Below are 19,858 nucleotides of genomic sequence, written 5' to 3'. Positions count from 1 at the left end.
ATAGGAGGGCTGTGGATAAAACTACGGAAACTCAAGCAAAAAACGTACTTGTTTTTATACCACCTCCTGTTGATCCCGGAGATGCTCCTATGAACATAAGAAAACATAAGACAAACAGTCCTGCATTGCTGAAGCTTCCCACAGAATATGTAGAAAATCCTGCTGTCCTGGCCGATACACTGTTAAAGAAAGCTCCCATCCAGCTGATATCTTCTGTCATTTTAAGCAGCAGGGTTCCCACTGCCAGGAGAATCACACTGGTGGAAAGAACAATCTTTGAATTAAAAGAAAGCTTTTTAAATCTTTTATTTTTTTTAATATCCAGGATAACAAGAAAACCAATTCCTCCAGCTATGATCAGAAAACAAGTTGTCAGATTAAGCAGTACATTATTCTGATAAGGGATCAGATTTCTAAGACCTCCCAAAATATCAAAACCAGCATTATTAAAAGCAATTGAATGAAAAATACTGATGCCAAGAGCATGCAGCGGGCTGTAATTCTGTACAAAGACTACAAAACTCAAAGCTGCACCAATGCTTTCAAAGCACAGGGTCATGATAAGGATAGCCTTTACCAGCTTCACCATACCTTTCAGATCACCGACATTTAAAGCTTCTTTAACCATAAGCCTGCTTTTGATGCTTACCCTTTTTCCTGCTGCAAGTACAAGACCTACACCTACAGATGTTACGCCCAAACCTCCAATCTGGATCAGTACTGCAATAATCCCCTGTCCCAACGCGGTAAAATGATCTGCTGTGTCCACTACAATCAGACCTGTAACACAGACTGCACTGGTGGATGTAAATAAGGCGTCAATAAACGACACCTCTGCCCCTTCCTTAACAGAGACTGGCATTAAAAGCAAAATGGTTCCGATCAGTATCACACTGGCGAATCCCATTGCGATCAGCCTTCCGGGGGATTGTTTTTTTTTATGAATTGTTTTATATACTTTATCATTTTATTCATAACCTCTTTATCAGAATTGTTGCTGCATAACAAACACACTCCCTCTTTATAAAACTAAAGAGAGAGTGTCAGAATCGTTTTGCATTCTCTGTGTTATTTTGAGAATATCACCAATTGCAGAAGCCTGTCAATAATAACTTCTGACTGGATCACTTGCAAAAGCACGTGTCCCATAGAATTATTTTCTACAGAAACACGTGCTTTTTATAGATTTTATTCGACTTATAACAATTCCAAATTTAACTCAGACAATGACTTTCTGCCTTACATCTGGGTCAGCGTATTGGTACAGCTCATAATTGCAACTAATACTGCCATAATGATGCCTGCCAGATACGGATTCTTCGTTGCACGATACAGTTTTCTGGAAACCACTGCTGCCACAGCCAGAATTACAATTACCGGGTAAAGCCAGATTCCAATAATTGAGCCTCCGAAGAACGGAACAAATTCATTAGGTAAATAACCGCTGATAAAGAAGCATCCATACATGATGATTACCATAACAACACTTGGCAGAATATTAAACATTGCATTCACGCAGGTATTTATCCATGGTTTTTTTCCTAATTCAAAATAGTTATAACTATTGATACAAATTGAATTTGGTATGTAATATAACAAGAACAAAGGCAGGTATAATAAAATATACGGAATCATATTTGCATTAAAAGCCTTCAGTGCTACTACCCAAATGCGGAAATCTGTCTTAAACAGATAATCTGCTAAAAATACCAGACCATATGCTGAAACTGCTACTATAAGAGCAAGAAGAATGGTCAGCCCAAGCTTTTTCGCACTGATCTTAACACCATTTTCTTCTGTTCTGGAAGGAGCCTTTGTAAACTTTCTTCCAACCCAAAGAAGGAATAGTGAAAATACTCCGCATAAAGCCGCCCAAATTCCAATAAATGCAGGTCCTGACTGAGGAGCAATTCCACCAACCAGTTTTGCAATCACACTATATCCAAACATATAAACAACAAAACTAAAAACTGCTCCTAAAATACTGCTGACCCAAAACCAGGTCTTTTCTCTTCCGGAAAGCACCGGTGACGGAAGTACTTCTTCCTCTGCTCTCAGCGAAGAAAAACAGGATGTTTTCAATAAAACTTTTGCAAAACTTACCACGAACATAATAAATCCTACAAGTCCTAAAGCATTAAAAACCACCTTTATCTGCCATATCTGATCACTTCCGTTGATTGGATTCGGAGCTCCTAAAGCATCCTCAAAAAACTGCACACTTGAATCTACCACTCGCTTAGAAAAATGTGCCCATGGATGGGTAATATTGGGATTATAGATTACACGGGCAGCTTCTTTTCCCTCTATATCTTCCTTATAAATTGTTTCTGCTTTACGTGACTCCAGCCCTTCCGGATCCTCGCCAAAATGCAGGAATGACTGTGCATTTGGCTGTTTAAGGAAATCTCTCGGTGCAGTATGAGAGCCATCCTCATTATAGGTTCTATGGAAGAATTCATCATACTGACATGCAACAATACCTGCATCCCTGTCTCCAAACATATTAAAATATGCGCCGTCCTCGCCTTTATAAACGGCATCATTTGAAACCAGAAGAGCAGCTTCGATCAAAGGTTTCTCTGCTTCATTATCCAGTAAAACTGCTGTACGGCTGGCAAGTGCCCCGTTAGAGTGTCCTGTAACTCCGATTTTCTCCTTATCAACATACGGCAGTGTAGCCATCATTTTAACAGCATCATACATTCCATTTGCATTATTTTCTGGTTTCCACCAGTCTCCTGCAGGCAGGTTATCTGAATTGCCGTGCCCATACATATCAATTGAAAGTACCACATATCCGCGTCGTGCATACTCAACATAATTCAGATCCTGCATCTCACGGTTATTGTACCATCCGTGGCTGCAAATGATAGCCGGTGCAGGATTTTCTGCTGTTGCTGTGTCCGGTTTCAGAAGCAATGCACTCATCTGATGTCCGCTTTCTGTTTCAAATCGCAGATCTTTGACGGTGACTTTCCCAAAATTTGTCTGAATCATACTGGCGCCAATACAGCTGATCAGACAAATGATCAAGGAAATACACAACCAGAAACCAGCACTCTTTTTACCTTTTTTGTTCATCCTCATGTCCCTCCTTATAATGGATGCATAATGCCTGTAAACAAAATAAAAGGGCATACAAAACAATGCTTGTATACCCTTCTCTCCGTTCTCTTAGGCAACACATATATTATGTATAAAGTATAATATATCTTTTTATTTCTGTCAATATAAATAGTGCAGTTTGCACATATTTTTTCCAAAATAAGTGGTGTTGATTAGGTAATTTTTATCTTATATTTCTGTCTGTTTTGCCCATCCATAAGCATACTTAACAGCCTTTTTCCAACCCTGTATCCGTTCTGTCCGTGTCTTTTCTTCCAGAACCGGAACAAAAGTCCGATCGACCATCCAATTATTTTTTATATCCTCCAGATCTTTCCAGTATCCGACTGCAAGTCCGGCCAGATATGCCGCTCCCATAGCTGTTGTCTCCACGCACTGAGGCCGGTTTACAGGTACATTAATAATATCTGCCTGCGTCTGCATCAGAAAATTATTCGCACTGGCTCCCCCGTCTACCTTTAAAGAAGAAAGCGCAATTCCGGAATCTGCTTTCATGGCAACCAGGACATCATTCACCTGGTATGCCAGGGATTCCAAAGTAGCCCGGATAATATGGCATTTGTTTACACCCCTGGTAATTCCCACAATGGTTCCTCTCGCATACTGATCCCAGTAAGGAGCTCCCAGACCTGTAAAAGCCGGAACTACATAGCAGCCGTTGGTATCCTTTACTTTTTTTGCCATATACTCAGAATCCTCTGCAGAGTCAATGATCCGCATCTCATCACGAAGCCATTGTATTGCTGCGCCTGCCACAAAAACAGAACCTTCCAAAGCATAGGTCACTTTTCCATCCAGGCCCCATGCAATAGTTGTGATCAGACCATTTTCCGAAAATACCAGTTTTTCCCCTGTATTCATCAAGAGAAAACAGCCTGTCCCATAAGTGCTTTTTGCATCGCCTGCCTGAAAACATGTCTGTCCAAAAAGAGCTGCCTGCTGATCTCCTGCCGCTCCGGAAATAGGAATCTCTCCTCCCAGAAATGCCGGATCTGCCATTCCATATACACAGCTGCTGGGCATTGCTTCCGGAAGGATTGCCTTTGGAATATCCAATATCTGTAATATTTCATCATCCCATTCCAGCGTATTGATATTAAAAAGCATTGTCCTGGCTGCGTTGGAATAATCCGTAACATGAGCTTTTCCTTTTGTCAGTTTCCAGATCAGCCATGTTTCCACAGTACCAAATAAAAGCTCGCCCTTTTCTGCTCTTTCACGTGCTCCCGGCACATTATCAAGGATCCATTTGATCTTTGTTGCTGAAAAATACGCATCAATGACCAGGCCTGTTTTCCTCCGGAATTTTTCTGTCAGCCCCTGTTCTTTTAAGGAATCACAGTATTCTGATGTCCGGCGGCATTGCCATACAATGGCATTGTAAACCGGTTCTCCTGTATTTTTATCCCAAAGGATCGTTGTCTCTCTCTGATTTGTAATTCCGATGGCAGCAATATCCGCTGCTGATGCATCAATCATGTTCATAGCTTCCACAGCCACTCCCAACTGACTGGCCCAAATTTCATTAGCGTCATGCTCCACCCAGCCCGGTTTTGGAAAAATCTGCTTAAATTCACGCTGTGCCACACTGCACATCTGCCCTTTTTCATTAAATAAAATACATCTGTTACTGGTTGTTCCTGCATCTAATGCCATCACATATTTTGCCATACTTCCGCACCTTCGTCCTTCTTATTTTACATGAACCAGACATTCTGTCTTGTAGTAGAAATTGCTGTTGCCCCGGCATCCAGCGCTTTCATGGTATCTTCCTTATCCATGATCATTCCCCCTGCGATCACTGGAACTTTACCCTCAATAAATTCACAAAGCCTGGAAATCACCTTAGGCATCGCTCCCGGAATAATTTCTATCATATCCGGTTTTACATTTTCTATCTGTTTTCTCACATTTTCATAAACCATGGAATCTAACATAAAAAAGCGCATAACTGCAAAAAAATCTAATTCTTTTGCTCTTTTTATCAAGGTTGATTTTGTAGATATGATCCCATCTGCTTTTGTTGTGTTTTTTATATAATCTACAACAATCTCCCGGTTTCCCAATCCACTGATCAGGTCAAGATGGATGATCACCGTTTTTCCGCCTTCTTTCAAACGATCTACAATATCCCCGATATTGCAGAGGTCTCCATAAAGCACAAATACAATCTGTATTTCCGCCCCTGATTCCAGACATTTTTTCAGCCCGTCTTCATCCTTAACTGCAGCAATAACAGGATAGTCTTCAAATTGTTCCAGTATTGTTTCCTTTTCCATGCTGTACCTCCAATGCCTTTATCAAAATATGAGGATAGACAGGCATTGCTTTTCAGTCACTGCAACGCCTGTCCAAAGAAATATGTACTACATTCCGATTATTCTGTTTATCAGAGCCTTGCTGCTCCTGAGTCTTTCGCTGCTTTTGCAACAGCACTTGCTACTGCCTTTCCTACTCTTGGATCAAAAGCTTTTGGTATAATATAATCTGCTCCCAGTTCTTCTTCAGGTATTAATTCTGCAAGCGCTCTGGCTGCCGCCATTTTCATCTCTTCATTGATGTCTTTTGCACGCACATCAAATGTGCCACGAAATACCCCGGGAAATGCCAGGACATTATTGATCTGATTCGGAAAATCGCTTCTTCCGGTGGCTACTACCTTTGCTCCGGCCGCCTTGGCCTCATCCGGAAAGATTTCCGGTGTCGGATTAGCACATGCAAAAACAATCGCATCTTCAGCCATGGATCTGACCATATCACTGGTTACTAACCCCGGAGCAGAAACTCCAATGAAAATATCTGCCCCAACCAGCATTTCTGCCAGAGTTCCCTTTCTTTTCTCACTGTTTGTGCATTGTGCCATTTCTTCTTTGATCCAGTTCATGCCTTCTTTTCGGCCCTCATAAATCGCGCCGTTCCGGTCACACATAACAACATTTTTAAAGCCTGCTGATAAGATCAATCTGACAATAGAAACAGCTGCTGCCCCTGCACCGGAAGTCACAATTCTTACATTTTCTTTCTCTTTTCCCACCACTTTCAGCGCATTTAACAGTCCTGCAAGAGTAATAATTGCTGTTCCGTGCTGATCATCGTGAAAAATAGGAATATCACATTTTTCTTTCAGTTTTCTTTCAATTTCAAAACATCGAGGTGCGGAAATGTCCTCCAGATTGACCCCGCCAAAAGAACCTGATAACAGATATACTGTATTTACAAATTCATCTACATCCTTTGTTTTGATGCATAACGGAAAGGCATCCACATCTCCAAATGCTTTAAACAAAACACTTTTTCCCTCCATAACCGGCATTCCCGCTTCCGGTCCAATATCTCCCAGACCAAGAACTGCCGAACCATCTGTAATCACAGCACACATATTATGGCGTCTTGTAAGTTCATAGCTTTTGTCTAAATCCTTTTGGATCTCCAGACATGGCTGAGCAACTCCCGGTGTGTATGCCAGCGCCAGATCTTCCTTTGTGGAGACCGGCACTCGGCTGACTACTTCTATTTTCCCTTTCCACTCACTGTGTTTTTTTAATGATTCCTTTGCATAATCCATTATTTTCTTCCTCTCAACTTTCTGTCATTCTCTCTTTTATGCTTCAAAAGGAAAATTGAATTCTGTTAATCCCAGTTCGTCTCTTAACTGTATAAATTCCTTCTGTACAGCCTCTGTTACAGGAACACCTTTGTCCTTCCGGTACATCCATACATCATGCTCCTTTTCTCCTGCTGTATAAATACGCTCCTGTCCTGGCGCCTTCTGAGAATTTCTCAGATTTCTTAAAATATTCCCTGCAGTCTTTTTAAATGCCTCTGCTCCCATAAATGCATCTGTATCGATTGCAATAAAGAAATGTCCTAAATGATATGGACGAAGATTTCCATTTTCATCCTTTCCGTCCAGATCTTTCAGGAAAATTCCTGACTGCAAAGCTGCGGAAAGAATTTCCACAACAGCAGCATATCCATATCCTTTATATCCGGCAAGTGTTTCACCGATGCCTCCCAGCGGAGCCAGGGCTGCATTTCCGCTGCGAAGATCTTTGAGGATCTGGGCACTGTCTGTCAGTGTAGAACCATCTCTTCCAATTACCATTCCTGCCGGTGTATCTTTGCCGATTCTGGCATAATACTCAATTTTACCATTCTGAATAATAGAAGTTGCACAGTCCAAAAGAAACGGGAATTCTTCATCTGTTGGCATTGCAAAGGTCAGAGGATTGGTTCCCATCATATTTTCTACACCAAATGTAGGTGCAATTGACGGCCTTGCATTGGTTCCCGTAATACCAATCATATTTTCTTTTGCAGCAAGGTTAGCCCAGTATCCTGCGATTCCGTAATGGGAAGAATTTCTCACTGCCACCATTCCCATGCCATATTTATGCGCTTTTTCAATACACATATCCATAGCTTTTTTACTTGCTACCATTCCCATACCGTCATTGGCATCCAGAACTGCTGTGGTTGGTGTTTCTTTCAGAACATCTATTTTTGTGATCGGATTAAGGATTCCCTTACGGATACGATCCACATAAATCGGTTTAAAACGGTTGCAGCCGTGGCTTTCTATTCCCCATTTGTCACTCTGCATCAGAACATCTGAACAAAGACGGGCATCTTCCTCCGGCAGTCCCAGTTTTACAAAAACTGCTGTCATAAAATCATCTACCAGTTCCCACGGAATAAAAGGTCTTGTTTCTTTCTGCATATTAAAATCCTCCTTAACATAATAAAAAAGACAACGCAAAAAACACTTAGTGTTCATTGCATTGTCTCTCGTCTCTTTGCAACAATTAAACTATAATATATATACCATTAATTAACCAAAAAGTCAATAGATTATCCGATTATTTTTCTAAATATGTGCAACATGCACAAATATATATTATTTGAAATATATTACAGTCTGTGACAAACTCACAGACTCCTTCCCACGACCATGTTATACTGTTCCTATCAAATTCAGGAGGTCTAACTGTGGAAAAAAAGATCAGAAAAAAGAAAAAAGCCTTTGTCAGTACCGGTGACTGTGTTGCCTGCGGCTGCTGTCTGAAAGTATGTCCCAGAAATGCCATTGAAATCTGGAAAGGTATTATGGCAAAAATAGATATGAATGCATGTATCGGATGCGGCAAATGCGCAAAAGAATGTCCCGCATCTGTGATCGTGATACAGGAGGCGGACGCATGAAAAAACACTGGTACGATTATCTTTGGATCTTATCTCTGACATATCTGATACTGGGATTTTTTAATATCCTGTTTGCCAGGCTGGGACTTCTTTGTTTCTTTATCCCCTTGATCATCTCTGTAGTAAAGGGAACAAAAGGATACTGTAACCGCTACTGCGGAAGAGGCCAGCTTTTCAGCCTTCTGGGCGGCAATTTCGGACTTTCCCGCAAAAAGGATATTCCGAAATGGATGAAAAGCAAATGGTTTCGCTATGGATTTCTGATTTTATTTTTTATCATGTTCTTCCAGATGCTGTGGAATACCTGGCTGGTATTCTCCAATGTGCAGGATCTGAAGCAGGTGGTAACTTTATTATGGACCTTTAAGGTTCCCTGGCACTGGGCATATCATGGAACCCTCCTTCACCCAGGCGTTGCCCAGTTTGCCTTTGGATTTTACAGCGTCATGCTGACCTCAACGATCCTTGGTTTTTTCACTATGGTTTTGTTCAAGCCTCGAAGCTGGTGCGTCTACTGTCCCATGGGGACTATGACGCAGCTGATCTGCAAGGCAAAACAAAAAGGTCAGAATACCTGACCTTTTTTGTTTTGTCTCCGTTTTAGTGAATCTCCTGATCCGAGAACTCCAGTGTCACTGCCTGTACAAGATCCATATCTTTAAATTTTTCCGGTTCAAAATAATCCTCAGTGGTATAACTTCTCATACTGTTTCCATTGTCATAGACCAGGACTGATACCGGAATTTCCTTACCCAGCTCGATTTTCTGCGCTTCCTTCAAAAAAGCCTTTCCTTCAATTGTATATTCCTGGTTTTCCCCGATATCTTTTGTGGAAAAAGCTCCCTGCCCGGCCATATTTATGTGGAAATCTATGCTGCGGTCATCTTGTATCTGCATGGTAAAGCTTCCTGAAATCTGCTCTGCAGGTTCTTTTTCTTTTCCAATGGACATGGAACCGTCCCCTATGATCTCCCAGTTCAGATCCTCCTTCAGTTTATAAACCCTGGCAGTAACTGTAATGACCGTTTCCGGAGCACAAAACGATACAATCTGCGAATTTTGATCCATCCCAAAAGCTTCCAGAAGCTGTGTCTCACTCTCCGAAAGTTCATATGGAGCTACCTGTTCCTTTGACAGCGTCTGTGCATTCGTCTGTGCACATCCTGCCAATGCTGCCATACACACTGCAAGCATGCTCATTCGTATTTTTTTCATTTGAACGCCCTCACTTTTCATATATTTCAATGGCCAGCGGTTCTTTGGCAAATACCTGGCATCCCAGCCGGTATCCTTCATCCAGTTCTTTCTGAGAAAACCAGATTTGATCCATTGTATTGATCTTTGCCTCCCCTTTCAGTATCCTTACCTTACACTTTGCACAATTGCCGCGTCCTCCGCAGGGCGTAAGAATATGGATGTCATTTTTCAGAAGATAATCCTGAAGTCTTGTATTTGCCGGACATTCTACAATCATCTTTTTCTCCTGTTCCCACCGGATGTTTCCGATGTATTATCTTTTGGTGTCAATATATTCGCTGATTTCCTGCATCCTCATATCCAGAGAATGGATTCCTTCCGCGCATTCCTTCAGTTTTTCTACAATTTCTGCCGTTGAGTCATCGATATTTTTCTTGTACTTTACCTTGTGTTCAATACTTGCCCAGAAATCCATGGCAATAGTACGAAACTGTACTTCCACCGGCATCCATTTCTTTTCATCGGCAAAAAATACGGGAACCTCCAGGATCAGATGAAGACTTCTGTACCCATTGGGCTTGGGATTTTCGATATAATCTTTCTTTTCCAGCAGGTGGATATCATCCTGAGAACAGATCTTGTCTGCAAGCTTGTAAATATCCTTTGAAAAAAAACATACCACCCGGATACCTGCCACATCATGAAGGTTTTCTTCTATACTCTGAAGGCTTACCTCCAGTCCCTTACGTTTCAGTTTTTCTGCAATACTTATGGGTTTTTTGATGCGGCAGGAAATGGACTCGATGGGGTTTCTGTCGCTGTCCAGGGACAATTCTGTGTTCAGGACCTCAAATTTTGTCCGCACCTCCAGCATAGCACACTGGTACTGCATCATCAACTTCATAAAAGGGTAGGCCGATTCGATAAACTCCTCTGATCGATTTCCGGTAAGAAGCTCATCAAAGGTAAAACTCCTGTTGCTTTTCAATTTTCTTTCCTCCGTTTTCAACTTTATAATCCGGCAAAAAATAGCTCATAAAAATCATCTTCACCTTCCAGCATAGGAGAATTTTCCCCACCTCCGTTGGTGCTTCGTCTCATCGTCGCATAAAAATCCTCTCCGGCACTAATCAGATCCATTTCATATACAGGATACCCCAGTTCCCGGCATTTCTCACAAAATGCTTCCAGCGGATGTTCTTCTTTTCTTGTCGCCAGAAATTCTTCCCGGAGCCTGTTGTCTGCAAGTGCTCTTTGTTTCAGAATATCCAGCATTTCAGGTATTTCCATAAATTTTCTCCTTTTATTGTGTTTACTCCTGTCTTAGACAGACCTTCTCAATCTGTTATTTATTTTAGCATAATCATCTCCTCCGGTACAGAAATATTTGCCCAAAGACAAAAACCTGTGTCAAAGCGATTCTTTAAAAAAACCTCATTGACATCCCTGCTGCAATGTGATATACTCCGGCTCAGTTAGTTTTTGCTAACTAACTTATTTTATTATTATGGGAGGATTTCTTATGAACTTCAAAAAAACTTCGATTTTATGTGTGCTGTGCACTTCTTTAGCTGCCATTCCCGTATATGGAGCTCAATCACAAAACAACGAGGATACAGCAGTCTCTTATCCCCTTACTATTGAACATGCTTTTGGAGAAACTGTGATAGAAAGCAAACCTGAACGTGTTGCTACCGTAGGATGGGAAAATCAGGATACTCCCCTGGCTCTTGGAGTTGCTCCCGTAGGAGTTTCTGCTGCAAACTATGGGCTTGTCACTGAAAACAATCTTCACCCCTGGACAGATGAAGCTTTTCAGTCTCTTGGAGTTGATTCTCCAGTAGTATTTAATGATGTTGACGGTTTAGATTATGAAGCAATCAGCGACTCCCATCCGGATGTAATACTGGCTTCCTATTCCGGATTTACCCAGGAGGAATATGAAACCCTCAGCCAGATTGCCCCTGTTGTCCCTTATAAGGAAGCCCCCTGGCAGACTACCTGGAAAGAGCAGACCATTGAAAATGCCACTGGTATGGGTATGAAAAAAGAGGGTGAAGAGAAGGTTGCAGAAGTTGAGGCTCTGATTGAAGAAAAGCTTGCGGACTATCCTGATCTGAAAGGTACCAAAGCAGCCTTTTGCTGGATCAGCGCCGACGATCTTAGTTCCTTCTATATCTATATGCCTTCTGATCCGAGAGCCTCCTATCTTCTGGATCTTGGACTGGAATTTCCGGAAAGTGTAAAAGAGCTGGCTGAAAATACCTCTGATTTTTCCATTACTGTCAGCCGTGAAAATGCGGATCAGTTAAAGGATGTGGATATGATTGTTGTATATGGAGATCAGTCGCTTCTGGACGCACTTCAGGAAGATGAACTTATGAGCCAGATACCTGCTGTAAAAAACGGAGCAGTTGCCCTGATCGACAGCACTTCTGCCCTGGCAGGTGCCTCCACTCCATCTATCCTTTCTATTCCATATGAGATTGATGAGTATCTGTCACTGTTATCTGAAGCCCAGGAGCAAATTCAATGAAAAACCGCCGGTTTACCATGACGGTTCTGCTGTGTATTCTCAGTCTGCTGTTCTGCGCACTTCTGTCTGTAGCTTACGGTTCCAAAGCCGTAAGCTTTCAGACCGTATTCCGCAGTCTTTTTCATTTTGCCTCAGACTCCTTTGATGCTTCCGTGGTCCAGGCACGGATTCCCCGGACTGTTTTTGGAATTTTGGCCGGCGCTGCTCTGGCCGTTTCCGGTTCTGTCATGCAGGCTGTCACCCGTAATCCCATTGCGGATCCCAGTATTCTGGGAGTAAATACCGGCGCCTCTCTTTTTGTTGTCTGCGGTATTGCCTTTTTTCACATCAGCTCGGGAAACCAGTACATCTGGCTTGCTTTTGCAGGTGCGTCCATTACTGCTGTTCTGGTTTATGGACTGGCATCTGCAGGACACGAGGGGGCTACTCCGGTAAAGCTGGCTCTGGCCGGCGCTGCTGCCAGCACTGCTCTTCAGTCTCTGGTAAAGACTGTCATGCTTCCCAACACACAGGTTATGAATCAGTTTCGTTTCTGGCGGACCGGAAGCATCAGCGGCGCTGCATGGAGTGACATCCGCCTGCTCCTCCCCTATTTTCTGACAGGCTTTATTCTGTGCATATTTCTGGCGTCTTCGCTAAACACCCTGGCACTGGGAGATGAGGCCGCCACCGGCCTTGGACTCAACGTTCCCCTGATCCGTGCAGTCAGTACTGTTGCCAGTGTTCTTTTATGCGCCTCAACCACAGCACTTGCCGGTCCCATCAGTTTTATCGGTCTGATGATTCCTCACCTGGTAAGGCTTCTCCTTGGTTCTGACATGCGCCGGATTATTCCTGTATCTGCAGTCTGCGGATCCTGTCTCCTTCTTATTGCAGATGTTCTTGGCCGGGTTCTCGGCCGTCCCGGTGAACTGGAATCAGGAATTATCACTACTTTGATCGGCGCCCCTGTATTTGTTTTTATCATCAGAAAGGTAAAGGTACGTTCTCTATGAAAAAACAGGATATTTCCCCATCAGCAATTACAGCAGGATACCTGAAACGCCAGAGACGTTATATCCTTACCACAGGAATCCTGCTTCTGCTCACACTTTCCCTGGCTGCGGTTATGATGCTCTATGGAAATACCATTTATTCCCCCGAAACTGTCCTTCGCGTTCTTTCCGGAACAGATGCAGGGGGTGCAGCCTTTACGATACGTACACTGAGATTTCCCAGAATGCTCACTGCCATTCTCTGCGGCATGGCCTTTGGCCTGTCAGGAAATACCTTTCAGCAGCTTCTGGGCAATCCCCTGGCAAGTCCGGATATTATCGGCGTCACTTCCGGCGCCAGTGTTGCTGCCGTATTCGGGATTCTGATTCTTAAGCTGGACTATGGAATTGTGGCTGTAATGGCTGTTTTTTCCGGACTTCTGGTTTCTGCACTGATTTATTTTCTTTCCCATAAAAACGGCTTCTCTAATACCCGGCTGATCCTCACCGGAATCGGTATGCAGGCTTTTCTGAATTCCATCATATCCTGGATGCTTCTGAAAGCATCGGAATATGACGTTGCCAGTGCTCTGCGGTGGCTTTCTGGAAGTCTGAACGGCGTAAAAATGGATACGATGCCGGCACTGGCTGCCGTTGTCTTTACTGCCGGACTTGGCATCCTGCTTCTGAGCCGCCATCTTCTGATTCTTCAGCTTGGGGAAGCTCATGCTGTCACCCTGGGAATTCCAGTCAGTATAACCAGGCTTCTTCTGATTCTGCTTGCTCTGGTACTGACAGCTTTTGCCGCCTCTGTCACCGGTCCCATTGCTTCCGTAGCCTTTCTCTCCGGTCCCATTGCTGCTCGGATTTCCGGAAGAGGACGAAGCAGCATGCTTGCCGCCTCCCTTACAGGCAGTATTCTGATCCTGATTTCCGATCTGGTGGGACAGTTTACTCTTCCCTCCCGCTATCCTGTTGGTGTGATCACAGGTATCCTGGGAGCCCCATATCTGCTGTTTTTGCTTCTTCGCATAAATCATAAAGGAGATTAAATCTGATGAATGAACATTTACTTGCCGCTGACAGGCTTTTTTCCGGATATGACAAACAGACAATTCTTCACGATATCAGCATCTCTGTTCCCCAAAACAAAATCAGCGTTATACTGGGTGCAAACGGATGCGGAAAATCCACCTTACTGAAAACCTTTGCGCGGCTTCTGAAACCCTCTAAAGGAACCATAACCCTTGATGGAAAGCATATCTCCTCTCTTCCCTCCCGACAGCTGGCACAGACTCTCGGTCTTCTTCCCCAGACGCCGGTTACCCCTGAGGGTATCAAGGTTACAGATCTGGTTTCCAGAGGGCGTTTCCCTTATCGCCGGACCTTCAGCGGACTGAGTTCTGATGATTTTTCTGCTGTTTCCGATGCTCTGGAAATGATGGGAATTACAAACCTGGCAGACCGGAGCGTAGATGAGCTCTCAGGCGGACAGCGCCAGAGGGTGTGGATTGCACTGGCCCTGGCACAGCAGACGGATATTCTGCTGCTGGACGAACCCACTACCTTTCTGGATATTTCCTACCAGGTAGAAATTCTGGATCTTCTCACAGAGCTGAACAGAAAACGGCGTACTACTATCATTATGGTTCTCCATGATATTAATCTTTCTGCCAGGTACGCTGACTATATTTTTGCCATGCATAACGGAAAGCTGACTGCCCAGGGTTCACCCAATGAGGTAATATCTCCTGAGCTTATGAAAGAGATTTATGGTCTGGACTGCACGATCATACAGGATCCCGTTTCAAAAACTCCGCTTATCATCCCCAAAAGTCGTTATCACAGATAAACAGAAGTAACCGTCTGTCGTAATCCTTACATTTGCAGGATTTTCCGAATATTGTCCCTCTATTTTTTATTAAAATTGCGTCTTTTTTAATGCGCAGTTATATTGTAAGGTATATGTATTCTATAATAACAGGAGGAAACCTGACAATGAACAGTACTACGACTAACGACAATCTAAAAAAAATGGTCACTGCTGCTCTTCTTGCAGCACTGACCTGTGCGGCTACCATGTCCGTACGAATTCCCACCCTGGGAACCGGAGGCTATATCCATACCGGAGACGCCCTTGTAATTCTCTGCGGTATAATTCTCGGTCCATCCTGGGGCTTTTTGGCTGGAGGCATAGGTTCTGCCCTGGCTGACCTTCTTGGCGGTTATTTTATTTATGTGCCTATCACTCTGGCAATTAAAGGACTGGTAGCCCTGTCCTCAGGTATTCTTTACCAGCATATGAGAAAATATTTCAAAAGTCATTACCCGTCTGTAATTCTTGGCGGTATAGCAGATATCATCCTGGTAGCCGGAGGATATTTTTTATGCGAATCCATAATGTACGGTGTGGCCGGAGCTTCCGCAAGTGTCCCCGCTAATCTGATCCAGGGAGCCGGCGGGCTGGTGATTGCCTGCATCCTCTATCCTCTTATTCGCTCCATACCGGGAATACTCCAGCTGAATCATAAAGCAGCGGCTCACAGCTGAATCACCTTATCTTTTATAATTTTCTATATAATTCAGAATTTCTTCAGGGTCTTCCATAAAACGGCAGAGATCAAGGATTTCTCTGTCCATAAACTTCTCATCTGCTGTATGCTCCAGAAGGGCTTTCATCCTGTCATAATATCCATTGATATTAAAAAGAACAACCGGGCGGTCAATTCTTCCAAGACTTTTCAGTGTCAGGATCTCAAAAAACTCTTCATAAGTTCCAATACCTCCGGGCGCAACTATGGTAGCATCGGATCTTTCTTCCAGAAGCTGTTTCCGCTCTCTCATGGTTTCTGTAAAAATAAACTCTGTACAATGCTCATACAGAACTCCCGGCTGATCGAAAAACCTGGGAGCAATCCCCAAAATATATCCGTTTTCTGAATGCACGCCTCTTGCGGCTGCTCCCATCATTCCGGTTGCTCCCCCTCCAAACACAAGTCCGTGTCCCTGCTTTCCCATCAGAGCTCCAAGCTCCTGTGTCTTTTTGTAATAAATTTCTTCAAGCCTTGCGCTAGCAGCGCCATATACACAAATATTCATGATATCCTCCCTGTTGTCCTGAAAATTTGCAGTTATCCACATACAGTCCTCTGACTGCCTGATTTTTATATCAGTTTACCACACTCTGCCTCTACAGTATATAAAAATTCCCTGCAATAAAGAACAGACAGAGAGCTCATTGCCGTTCACAGCAACAAGCTCTCTGTCTGCATTATAATGGGTCTGCCAATAAAAACAATTCCATAACCTTTACTCAGATACCACCTCTGAAACTTCAAATTCTGCCTCGCAGGGCTCTGCATCAGAAATATTTTGCTCTGTTTTTTGAACAGAAACTTCTACCTCAAGCTCCCGGGCAACCTGATCCTTATATTTCTTTCCGGTAAGAAGGACTGCACTGGTAAGCGCTGTAAATGGCGCAACGGTCACAAGTCCAAAGCTTCCCACAATGGTATCCAGAATTTCCGCTGACACATACTTGTAATTCAGAATGTTCTCTATGGGTGTTCCCTGTGCCATAAAAGTCATAAGAAGCGCAATATAGCCGCCGGAATAGGCAAGAAGAAGAGTAGTTGTCATGGTTCCCATAGCCGCCCGTCCCACATTCATGCCGGAACGCGCCGCCTCTTTCCATCCGATAGAAGGCTTTTTATGCACCACCTCATTCACCGCAGAGGTGATATCCACAGCAAGATCCATCATGGCGCCGGAAGCTCCGATAAAAATACCGCTCATAAATATTTTCGTCAGATTCAGATCCTGATAGCCGGAGTATAAAAGGCTCTCTGAATATGCCATTACCGCCCCGTGGATTTTAAACGCATCTGTAAAAATACACCCGATCACACAGGTGATCAGAACGCCCAGAAGAGCGCCTCCTGTTGCCGCCACGGTTTTCCGGTCAAACCCATACACCAGAAAAATAATGATCAAAGTCAGAAACCCTGTAATAAGAATCCCGCACCACACCGGGTTGATCCCGCCCAGATAAGCCGGAACAAGGATTTTCCAGATAGTCAGTATGGTGATCACAAAAGAATATACTGCCCTGAGTCCCGTCCAGCCGGCAAAAGCAATCAGAAGAAGCACAAACATCCCTGCCAGAAGAAACTCTTTGTCCAGACGATAATGATCACTCATGGTTACAGAATTGATCCCGTTGTCATTATAGCTGACAACAACATGAGCGATATCTCCTTTTTGGAATATCTTGTCAGATTCCAGAGAGCCGCTGAGCATATTTACCGCTCTGGCTGTCTGTCCTTTAAATTTTCCTCCAAGAAGCTCTACCTGACAGAACTGCTCTCCGGACTGAATCAGACCGGAGCTTTTTACAGTGCTCTCATCTGTTGAAACCACCTTTGCCTTTACCTTATCTGTTCCCTTAAAAATAACAGCATCCTCATAGCCTGTTGGAAGGACCATGAGGATGACCATCAGAAGTATGGCTATTAAGGAAACAGAGTTTTTTTTCAGTCTGTTTTTCATTCCTTACTGTACTCCTGTAATTGCTGCCAGCTTGTTGAAAATATCTGTATTGTCATAGTATCCGTCAAACCGCTCCTGCTCTGCGCCCATTGCAAAAACCTCCACCGGAAGTCCTGTATGCGCATAGGAAGCAAAGTTGATACCGGATTTATTATTCAGGATATGGGTAATGGTCACTGTAAGAGGCTCATAGCTTCCATAAAGAAGATACTCCTCCTGACCGAATTCTTCTTCCTCTCCTGTGCGGCTCATAGTCTCGTCATAGGCTGCTTTCAGCTTGCTGTATTCATAATCTGTCATTACAAGAGTACCGCTTTCTTCCCCTTCCGGATGTACGTCCTTGCTGTCTGCCTGATTGGTGGCTTCTGCCTCTCCCTGAGGAGCCTGCAGTCCAAAAAGCTCGGTAATGTCTTTCATAACCGTATCAAAATCTGTTTTGTTTTCTTTATAACCGGCCACATAATCAGAATCAAACTTTGCATAGGAAATTTTCTGGTTGCTGATGTTTGTAAGGAAGGTATCATAATCTGTTCCTGCAAAACCGATCGTCATACCGCCGGTTTCATGATCTCCTGTTACAAGAATCAGAGTCTCGTCCGGATGTTCATTATAAAACTCTACCGCTTTTCCAATTGCATTGTCCATAGCCACAGTATCTGTAATGGTAGCTGCCGCATCATTGGCATGGCAGGCCCAGTCGATTTTTCCGCCTTCTACCATCATAAAGAAGCCTGTGTCATTATCCAGAACCTCAATTCCTTTTTCCACATAATCTGCAAGCGCCCATTCGCCTTCCACACGGTCCATATCATAGCTCATGGCATCGTCATCTGCCAGAGTCTCGTCAATGACAATTGCTTTTCCGTCTTCTGCTGTCAGCACCTCTGCCTCTGCCTGAGTTTTTACTACTTTATAGCCTGCTTCCTGTGCCAGCTGATAGAGATCTGTCTTGTCTCCGTCCTCTCCTGTAGGCTTTTTCAGGCCTCCTCCTGCAAAATAATCAAATTCGCTGGAAATCATTTCCTGTCCGATTTCATAGTAGTTGTTTCTGGATGCCTGGTGAGCATAAAAGGCAGCCGGAGTAGCATGGTTCAGATTCACTGTAGAAAGGATTCCTACCTTATAGCCAAGCTGTTTCTTCAGCTTTTCTGCAATAGTCTCATACGGAGTTTCCATTTTTTCATCCATGTTAATGGTTCCGCTGTATGTTTTATGGCCTGTTGAAATAGAGGTTGCTGTGGATGCGGAATCCGGGCAGAAGGAAGTGCTGTCATAAGTCTGCGCTGAGCCTGCTACCGGAAATTTCATCATATTCAGTTTGCTTTCACTTGTGAGAATATCATCTCCGTCGTCCTCTATGGCATTCAGATAATAATTTGTTGTCTGAATCTGAGGATAACTCATTCCGTCACCAATAAAAAGGAAAATATATTTCGGTGCCTTTACCTCTGCATCCTGTGCTGCTGTTTCTTCCTGAGCTGTCTCTGCCGCATATACCTGTGCCGGTGCCGCACATGGGATCATCATGGCTGCTGCCAGCAGTAACGCACTGATTTTTTTTGCATTCATAGAATTTTGCTCTCCTTTTCCTGTTTCTTTCATCTTATTGAGACTACATTTATGGAAGCCATTTGCCTCCTTACAGGAACATATCTTATCAGTGCAAAGTCAAATGTACACGCATACCCATGTTAAATATACTTAAAAGTTTTTACGGAATGTAAACTTACAGATAATCTCCATGCAAAAGCTCACCACAGCTCTGCGTTGCCTCTCCAAAAATATTTCTCTCAGTTTTTCCGGCTTTCAAAATAAATAAAACGTTCAATGGAATCCAGGATATCTGCAAAATCCTCCCTTGGCGCCAGCTCAATATACTGTGTCAGAATCTGTACCTCCTGTTTTTTGTACCTGCCGTAAAAAATATCATAAAGATTATGGCCTCTCATATAGATTCTGATCTCCTCCATATGAGCTTTCACATCCTCTGTTGTTTCCAAATTCTTTCCAAGAACCTCTGTAAGCTTTTTTCCGCTGCTGATCCGGTGAAGATACTCTTTCCATTTTGCCAGAAAAATCTCATAAAATTCCTGCTCTGACTCCACGATTCCAAGCTGTGCCATTACTGCCGGATTCATGAAATAATTCTCAAAAGAATAATATTTCAGAATCAGCACATTTTTCGGCATTACCCGCGGCAATCTGTCCACATCCTCCAGATTCCGTTCCTCATAATATTTACAGAGCTGATGCTTCAGCATTTCTCTGTCTT

General features: G+C 43.4%; 19 protein-coding genes and 2 pseudogenes. 7 read left to right on the top strand and 14 right to left on the bottom strand.

Annotated elements, in window-relative coordinates:
• Window positions 1-37: 37 nt before the first annotated feature.
• The 6 genes and pseudogenes from QVP40_RS09975 to QVP40_RS09950 all read right to left on the bottom strand — a co-directional run.
• Window positions 38-907: pseudogene (locus tag QVP40_RS09975) on the bottom strand (TrkH family potassium uptake protein); the annotation flags it as partial.
• A 332-nt stretch (window positions 908-1,239) separates the two neighbouring features.
• Entirely contained in the window at window positions 1,240-3,084 is a 1,845-nt protein-coding gene (locus QVP40_RS09970; protein ID WP_022068294.1) for an alpha/beta hydrolase, read from the bottom strand.
• A gap of 213 nt (window positions 3,085-3,297) precedes the next feature.
• Window positions 3,298-4,800 carry a glycerol kinase GlpK gene (glpK, locus tag QVP40_RS09965; RefSeq protein WP_022068293.1) on the bottom strand — a complete coding sequence of 501 codons (1,503 nt, stop codon included), beginning with the start codon at window positions 4,798-4,800 and terminating at the stop codon, window positions 3,298-3,300.
• 26 nt (window positions 4,801-4,826) lie between these two features.
• Window positions 4,827-5,408, bottom strand: coding sequence for a glycerol-3-phosphate responsive antiterminator (locus QVP40_RS09960; RefSeq protein ID WP_022068292.1), 582 nt, complete (start codon window positions 5,406-5,408; stop codon window positions 4,827-4,829).
• Window positions 5,409-5,518: 110 nt separating this feature from the next.
• Complete coding sequence (locus QVP40_RS09955) at window positions 5,519-6,694, bottom strand: NAD(P)-dependent malic enzyme (RefSeq protein ID WP_022068291.1); 1,176 nt, start codon at window positions 6,692-6,694, stop codon at window positions 5,519-5,521.
• A 36-nt stretch (window positions 6,695-6,730) separates the two neighbouring features.
• Entirely contained in the window at window positions 6,731-7,849 is a 1,119-nt protein-coding gene (locus QVP40_RS09950; protein ID WP_022068290.1) for an Ldh family oxidoreductase, read from the bottom strand.
• Between the two features lie 269 nt (window positions 7,850-8,118).
• On the opposite strand from QVP40_RS09950, the gene QVP40_RS09945 reads away from it, so the two are divergent.
• Window positions 8,119-8,331 carry a 4Fe-4S dicluster domain-containing protein gene (locus QVP40_RS09945; protein WP_022068289.1) on the top strand — a complete coding sequence of 71 codons (213 nt, stop codon included), beginning with the start codon at window positions 8,119-8,121 and terminating at the stop codon, window positions 8,329-8,331.
• Window positions 8,328-8,909 carry a hypothetical protein gene (locus QVP40_RS09940; RefSeq protein ID WP_022068288.1) on the top strand — a complete coding sequence of 194 codons (582 nt, stop codon included), beginning with the start codon at window positions 8,328-8,330 and terminating at the stop codon, window positions 8,907-8,909. Before QVP40_RS09945 ends, QVP40_RS09940 begins: the two co-directional genes overlap by 4 nt.
• A gap of 22 nt (window positions 8,910-8,931) precedes the next feature.
• Here QVP40_RS09940 and QVP40_RS09935 read toward each other — a convergent pair whose 3' ends face one another.
• From QVP40_RS09935 to QVP40_RS09920, 4 genes are read right to left on the bottom strand one after another with little or no spacing between them, the layout of a single operon-like run.
• Entirely contained in the window at window positions 8,932-9,546 is a 615-nt protein-coding gene (locus QVP40_RS09935) for a hypothetical protein (protein ID WP_022068287.1), read from the bottom strand.
• A 10-nt stretch (window positions 9,547-9,556) separates the two neighbouring features.
• A complete protein-coding gene (locus QVP40_RS09930) occupies window positions 9,557-9,805 on the bottom strand; it encodes a 2Fe-2S iron-sulfur cluster-binding protein (protein ID WP_022068286.1) in 249 nt (82 codons plus the stop codon).
• 36 nt (window positions 9,806-9,841) lie between these two features.
• The gene (locus QVP40_RS09925; protein WP_022068285.1) at window positions 9,842-10,516 is read right to left on the bottom strand and encodes a GTP pyrophosphokinase; all 675 of its coding nucleotides are present in this window, start codon (window positions 10,514-10,516) and stop codon (window positions 9,842-9,844) included.
• 23 nt (window positions 10,517-10,539) lie between these two features.
• Window positions 10,540-10,818, bottom strand: coding sequence for a hypothetical protein (locus QVP40_RS09920; protein ID WP_022068284.1), 279 nt, complete (start codon window positions 10,816-10,818; stop codon window positions 10,540-10,542).
• Window positions 10,819-11,050: 232 nt separating this feature from the next.
• On the opposite strand from QVP40_RS09920, the gene QVP40_RS09915 reads away from it, so the two are divergent.
• From QVP40_RS09915 to QVP40_RS09895, 5 genes are all read left to right on the top strand, one after another.
• Window positions 11,051-12,064 (top strand): iron-siderophore ABC transporter substrate-binding protein, encoded by a 1,014-nt coding sequence (locus tag QVP40_RS09915; protein WP_022068283.1) that lies wholly within the window; start codon window positions 11,051-11,053, stop codon window positions 12,062-12,064.
• Window positions 12,061-13,059: a FecCD family ABC transporter permease gene (locus QVP40_RS09910; RefSeq protein WP_022068282.1), complete on the top strand. Its 999-nt coding sequence runs from the start codon at window positions 12,061-12,063 to the stop codon at window positions 13,057-13,059. The genes QVP40_RS09915 and QVP40_RS09910 overlap by 4 nt, the downstream gene beginning before the upstream one ends.
• Entirely contained in the window at window positions 13,056-14,090 is a 1,035-nt protein-coding gene (locus tag QVP40_RS09905) for a FecCD family ABC transporter permease (RefSeq protein ID WP_022068281.1), read from the top strand. The genes QVP40_RS09910 and QVP40_RS09905 overlap by 4 nt, the downstream gene beginning before the upstream one ends.
• 5 nt (window positions 14,091-14,095) lie before the next feature.
• Complete coding sequence (locus tag QVP40_RS09900) at window positions 14,096-14,890, top strand: ABC transporter ATP-binding protein (RefSeq protein ID WP_022068280.1); 795 nt, start codon at window positions 14,096-14,098, stop codon at window positions 14,888-14,890.
• Window positions 14,891-15,036: 146 nt separating this feature from the next.
• Window positions 15,037-15,588, top strand: coding sequence for an ECF transporter S component (locus QVP40_RS09895; protein WP_022068279.1), 552 nt, complete (start codon window positions 15,037-15,039; stop codon window positions 15,586-15,588).
• A 6-nt stretch (window positions 15,589-15,594) separates the two neighbouring features.
• On the opposite strand, the gene QVP40_RS09890 is transcribed toward QVP40_RS09895, so the two are convergent.
• From QVP40_RS09890 to QVP40_RS09875, 4 genes and pseudogenes are all read right to left on the bottom strand, one after another.
• Window positions 15,595-16,137, bottom strand: coding sequence for a TIGR00730 family Rossman fold protein (locus QVP40_RS09890; protein ID WP_138271190.1), 543 nt, complete (start codon window positions 16,135-16,137; stop codon window positions 15,595-15,597).
• A gap of 210 nt (window positions 16,138-16,347) precedes the next feature.
• Window positions 16,348-17,586, bottom strand: coding sequence for a YibE/F family protein (locus QVP40_RS09885; RefSeq protein WP_022068277.1), 1,239 nt, complete (start codon window positions 17,584-17,586; stop codon window positions 16,348-16,350).
• A 3-nt stretch (window positions 17,587-17,589) separates the two neighbouring features.
• Window positions 17,590-19,155, bottom strand: coding sequence for an alkaline phosphatase (locus QVP40_RS09880; RefSeq protein ID WP_022068276.1), 1,566 nt, complete (start codon window positions 19,153-19,155; stop codon window positions 17,590-17,592).
• A 221-nt stretch (window positions 19,156-19,376) separates the two neighbouring features.
• Window positions 19,377-19,858 (bottom strand): annotated as a pseudogene (locus tag QVP40_RS09875) (OLD family endonuclease); the annotation flags it as partial.

The organism is Blautia sp. CAG:257, assembly GCF_000433815.1.
GTDB classification, from domain to species: domain Bacteria; phylum Bacillota; class Clostridia; order Lachnospirales; family Lachnospiraceae; genus Blautia_A; species Blautia_A caecimuris.
The sequence above is the reverse complement of the archived record's forward strand: the minus strand, read 5'-3'. Positions and strand labels throughout refer to the sequence as shown.

What these genes read in the sequence shown, in the direction of transcription:
- glpK (WP_022068293.1), bottom strand. Translation starts at nt 4,800, where the DNA reads ATGGCAAAATATGTGATGGCATTAGATGCAGGAACAACCAGTAACAGA.
- QVP40_RS09935 (WP_022068287.1), bottom strand. Translation starts at nt 9,546, where the DNA reads ATGAAAAAAATACGAATGAGCATGCTTGCAGTGTGTATGGCAGCATTG.
- QVP40_RS09950 (WP_022068290.1), bottom strand. Translation starts at nt 7,849, where the DNA reads ATGCAGAAAGAAACAAGACCTTTTATTCCGTGGGAACTGGTAGATGAT.
- QVP40_RS09960 (WP_022068292.1), bottom strand. Translation starts at nt 5,408, where the DNA reads ATGGAAAAGGAAACAATACTGGAACAATTTGAAGACTATCCTGTTATT.
- QVP40_RS09970 (WP_022068294.1), bottom strand. Translation starts at nt 3,084, where the DNA reads ATGAACAAAAAAGGTAAAAAGAGTGCTGGTTTCTGGTTGTGTATTTCC.
- QVP40_RS09890 (WP_138271190.1), bottom strand. Translation starts at nt 16,137, where the DNA reads ATGAATATTTGTGTATATGGCGCTGCTAGCGCAAGGCTTGAAGAAATT.
- QVP40_RS09940 (WP_022068288.1), top strand. Translation starts at nt 8,328, where the DNA reads ATGAAAAAACACTGGTACGATTATCTTTGGATCTTATCTCTGACATAT.
- QVP40_RS09880 (WP_022068276.1), bottom strand. Translation starts at nt 19,155, where the DNA reads ATGAATGCAAAAAAAATCAGTGCGTTACTGCTGGCAGCAGCCATGATG.
- QVP40_RS09885 (WP_022068277.1), bottom strand. Translation starts at nt 17,586, where the DNA reads ATGAAAAACAGACTGAAAAAAAACTCTGTTTCCTTAATAGCCATACTT.
- QVP40_RS09900 (WP_022068280.1), top strand. Translation starts at nt 14,096, where the DNA reads ATGAATGAACATTTACTTGCCGCTGACAGGCTTTTTTCCGGATATGAC.
- QVP40_RS09910 (WP_022068282.1), top strand. Translation starts at nt 12,061, where the DNA reads ATGAAAAACCGCCGGTTTACCATGACGGTTCTGCTGTGTATTCTCAGT.
- QVP40_RS09905 (WP_022068281.1), top strand. Translation starts at nt 13,056, where the DNA reads ATGAAAAAACAGGATATTTCCCCATCAGCAATTACAGCAGGATACCTG.
- QVP40_RS09930 (WP_022068286.1), bottom strand. Translation starts at nt 9,805, where the DNA reads ATGATTGTAGAATGTCCGGCAAATACAAGACTTCAGGATTATCTTCTG.
- QVP40_RS09895 (WP_022068279.1), top strand. Translation starts at nt 15,037, where the DNA reads ATGAACAGTACTACGACTAACGACAATCTAAAAAAAATGGTCACTGCT.
- QVP40_RS09920 (WP_022068284.1), bottom strand. Translation starts at nt 10,818, where the DNA reads ATGGAAATACCTGAAATGCTGGATATTCTGAAACAAAGAGCACTTGCA.
- QVP40_RS09955 (WP_022068291.1), bottom strand. Translation starts at nt 6,694, where the DNA reads ATGGATTATGCAAAGGAATCATTAAAAAAACACAGTGAGTGGAAAGGG.
- QVP40_RS09915 (WP_022068283.1), top strand. Translation starts at nt 11,051, where the DNA reads ATGAACTTCAAAAAAACTTCGATTTTATGTGTGCTGTGCACTTCTTTA.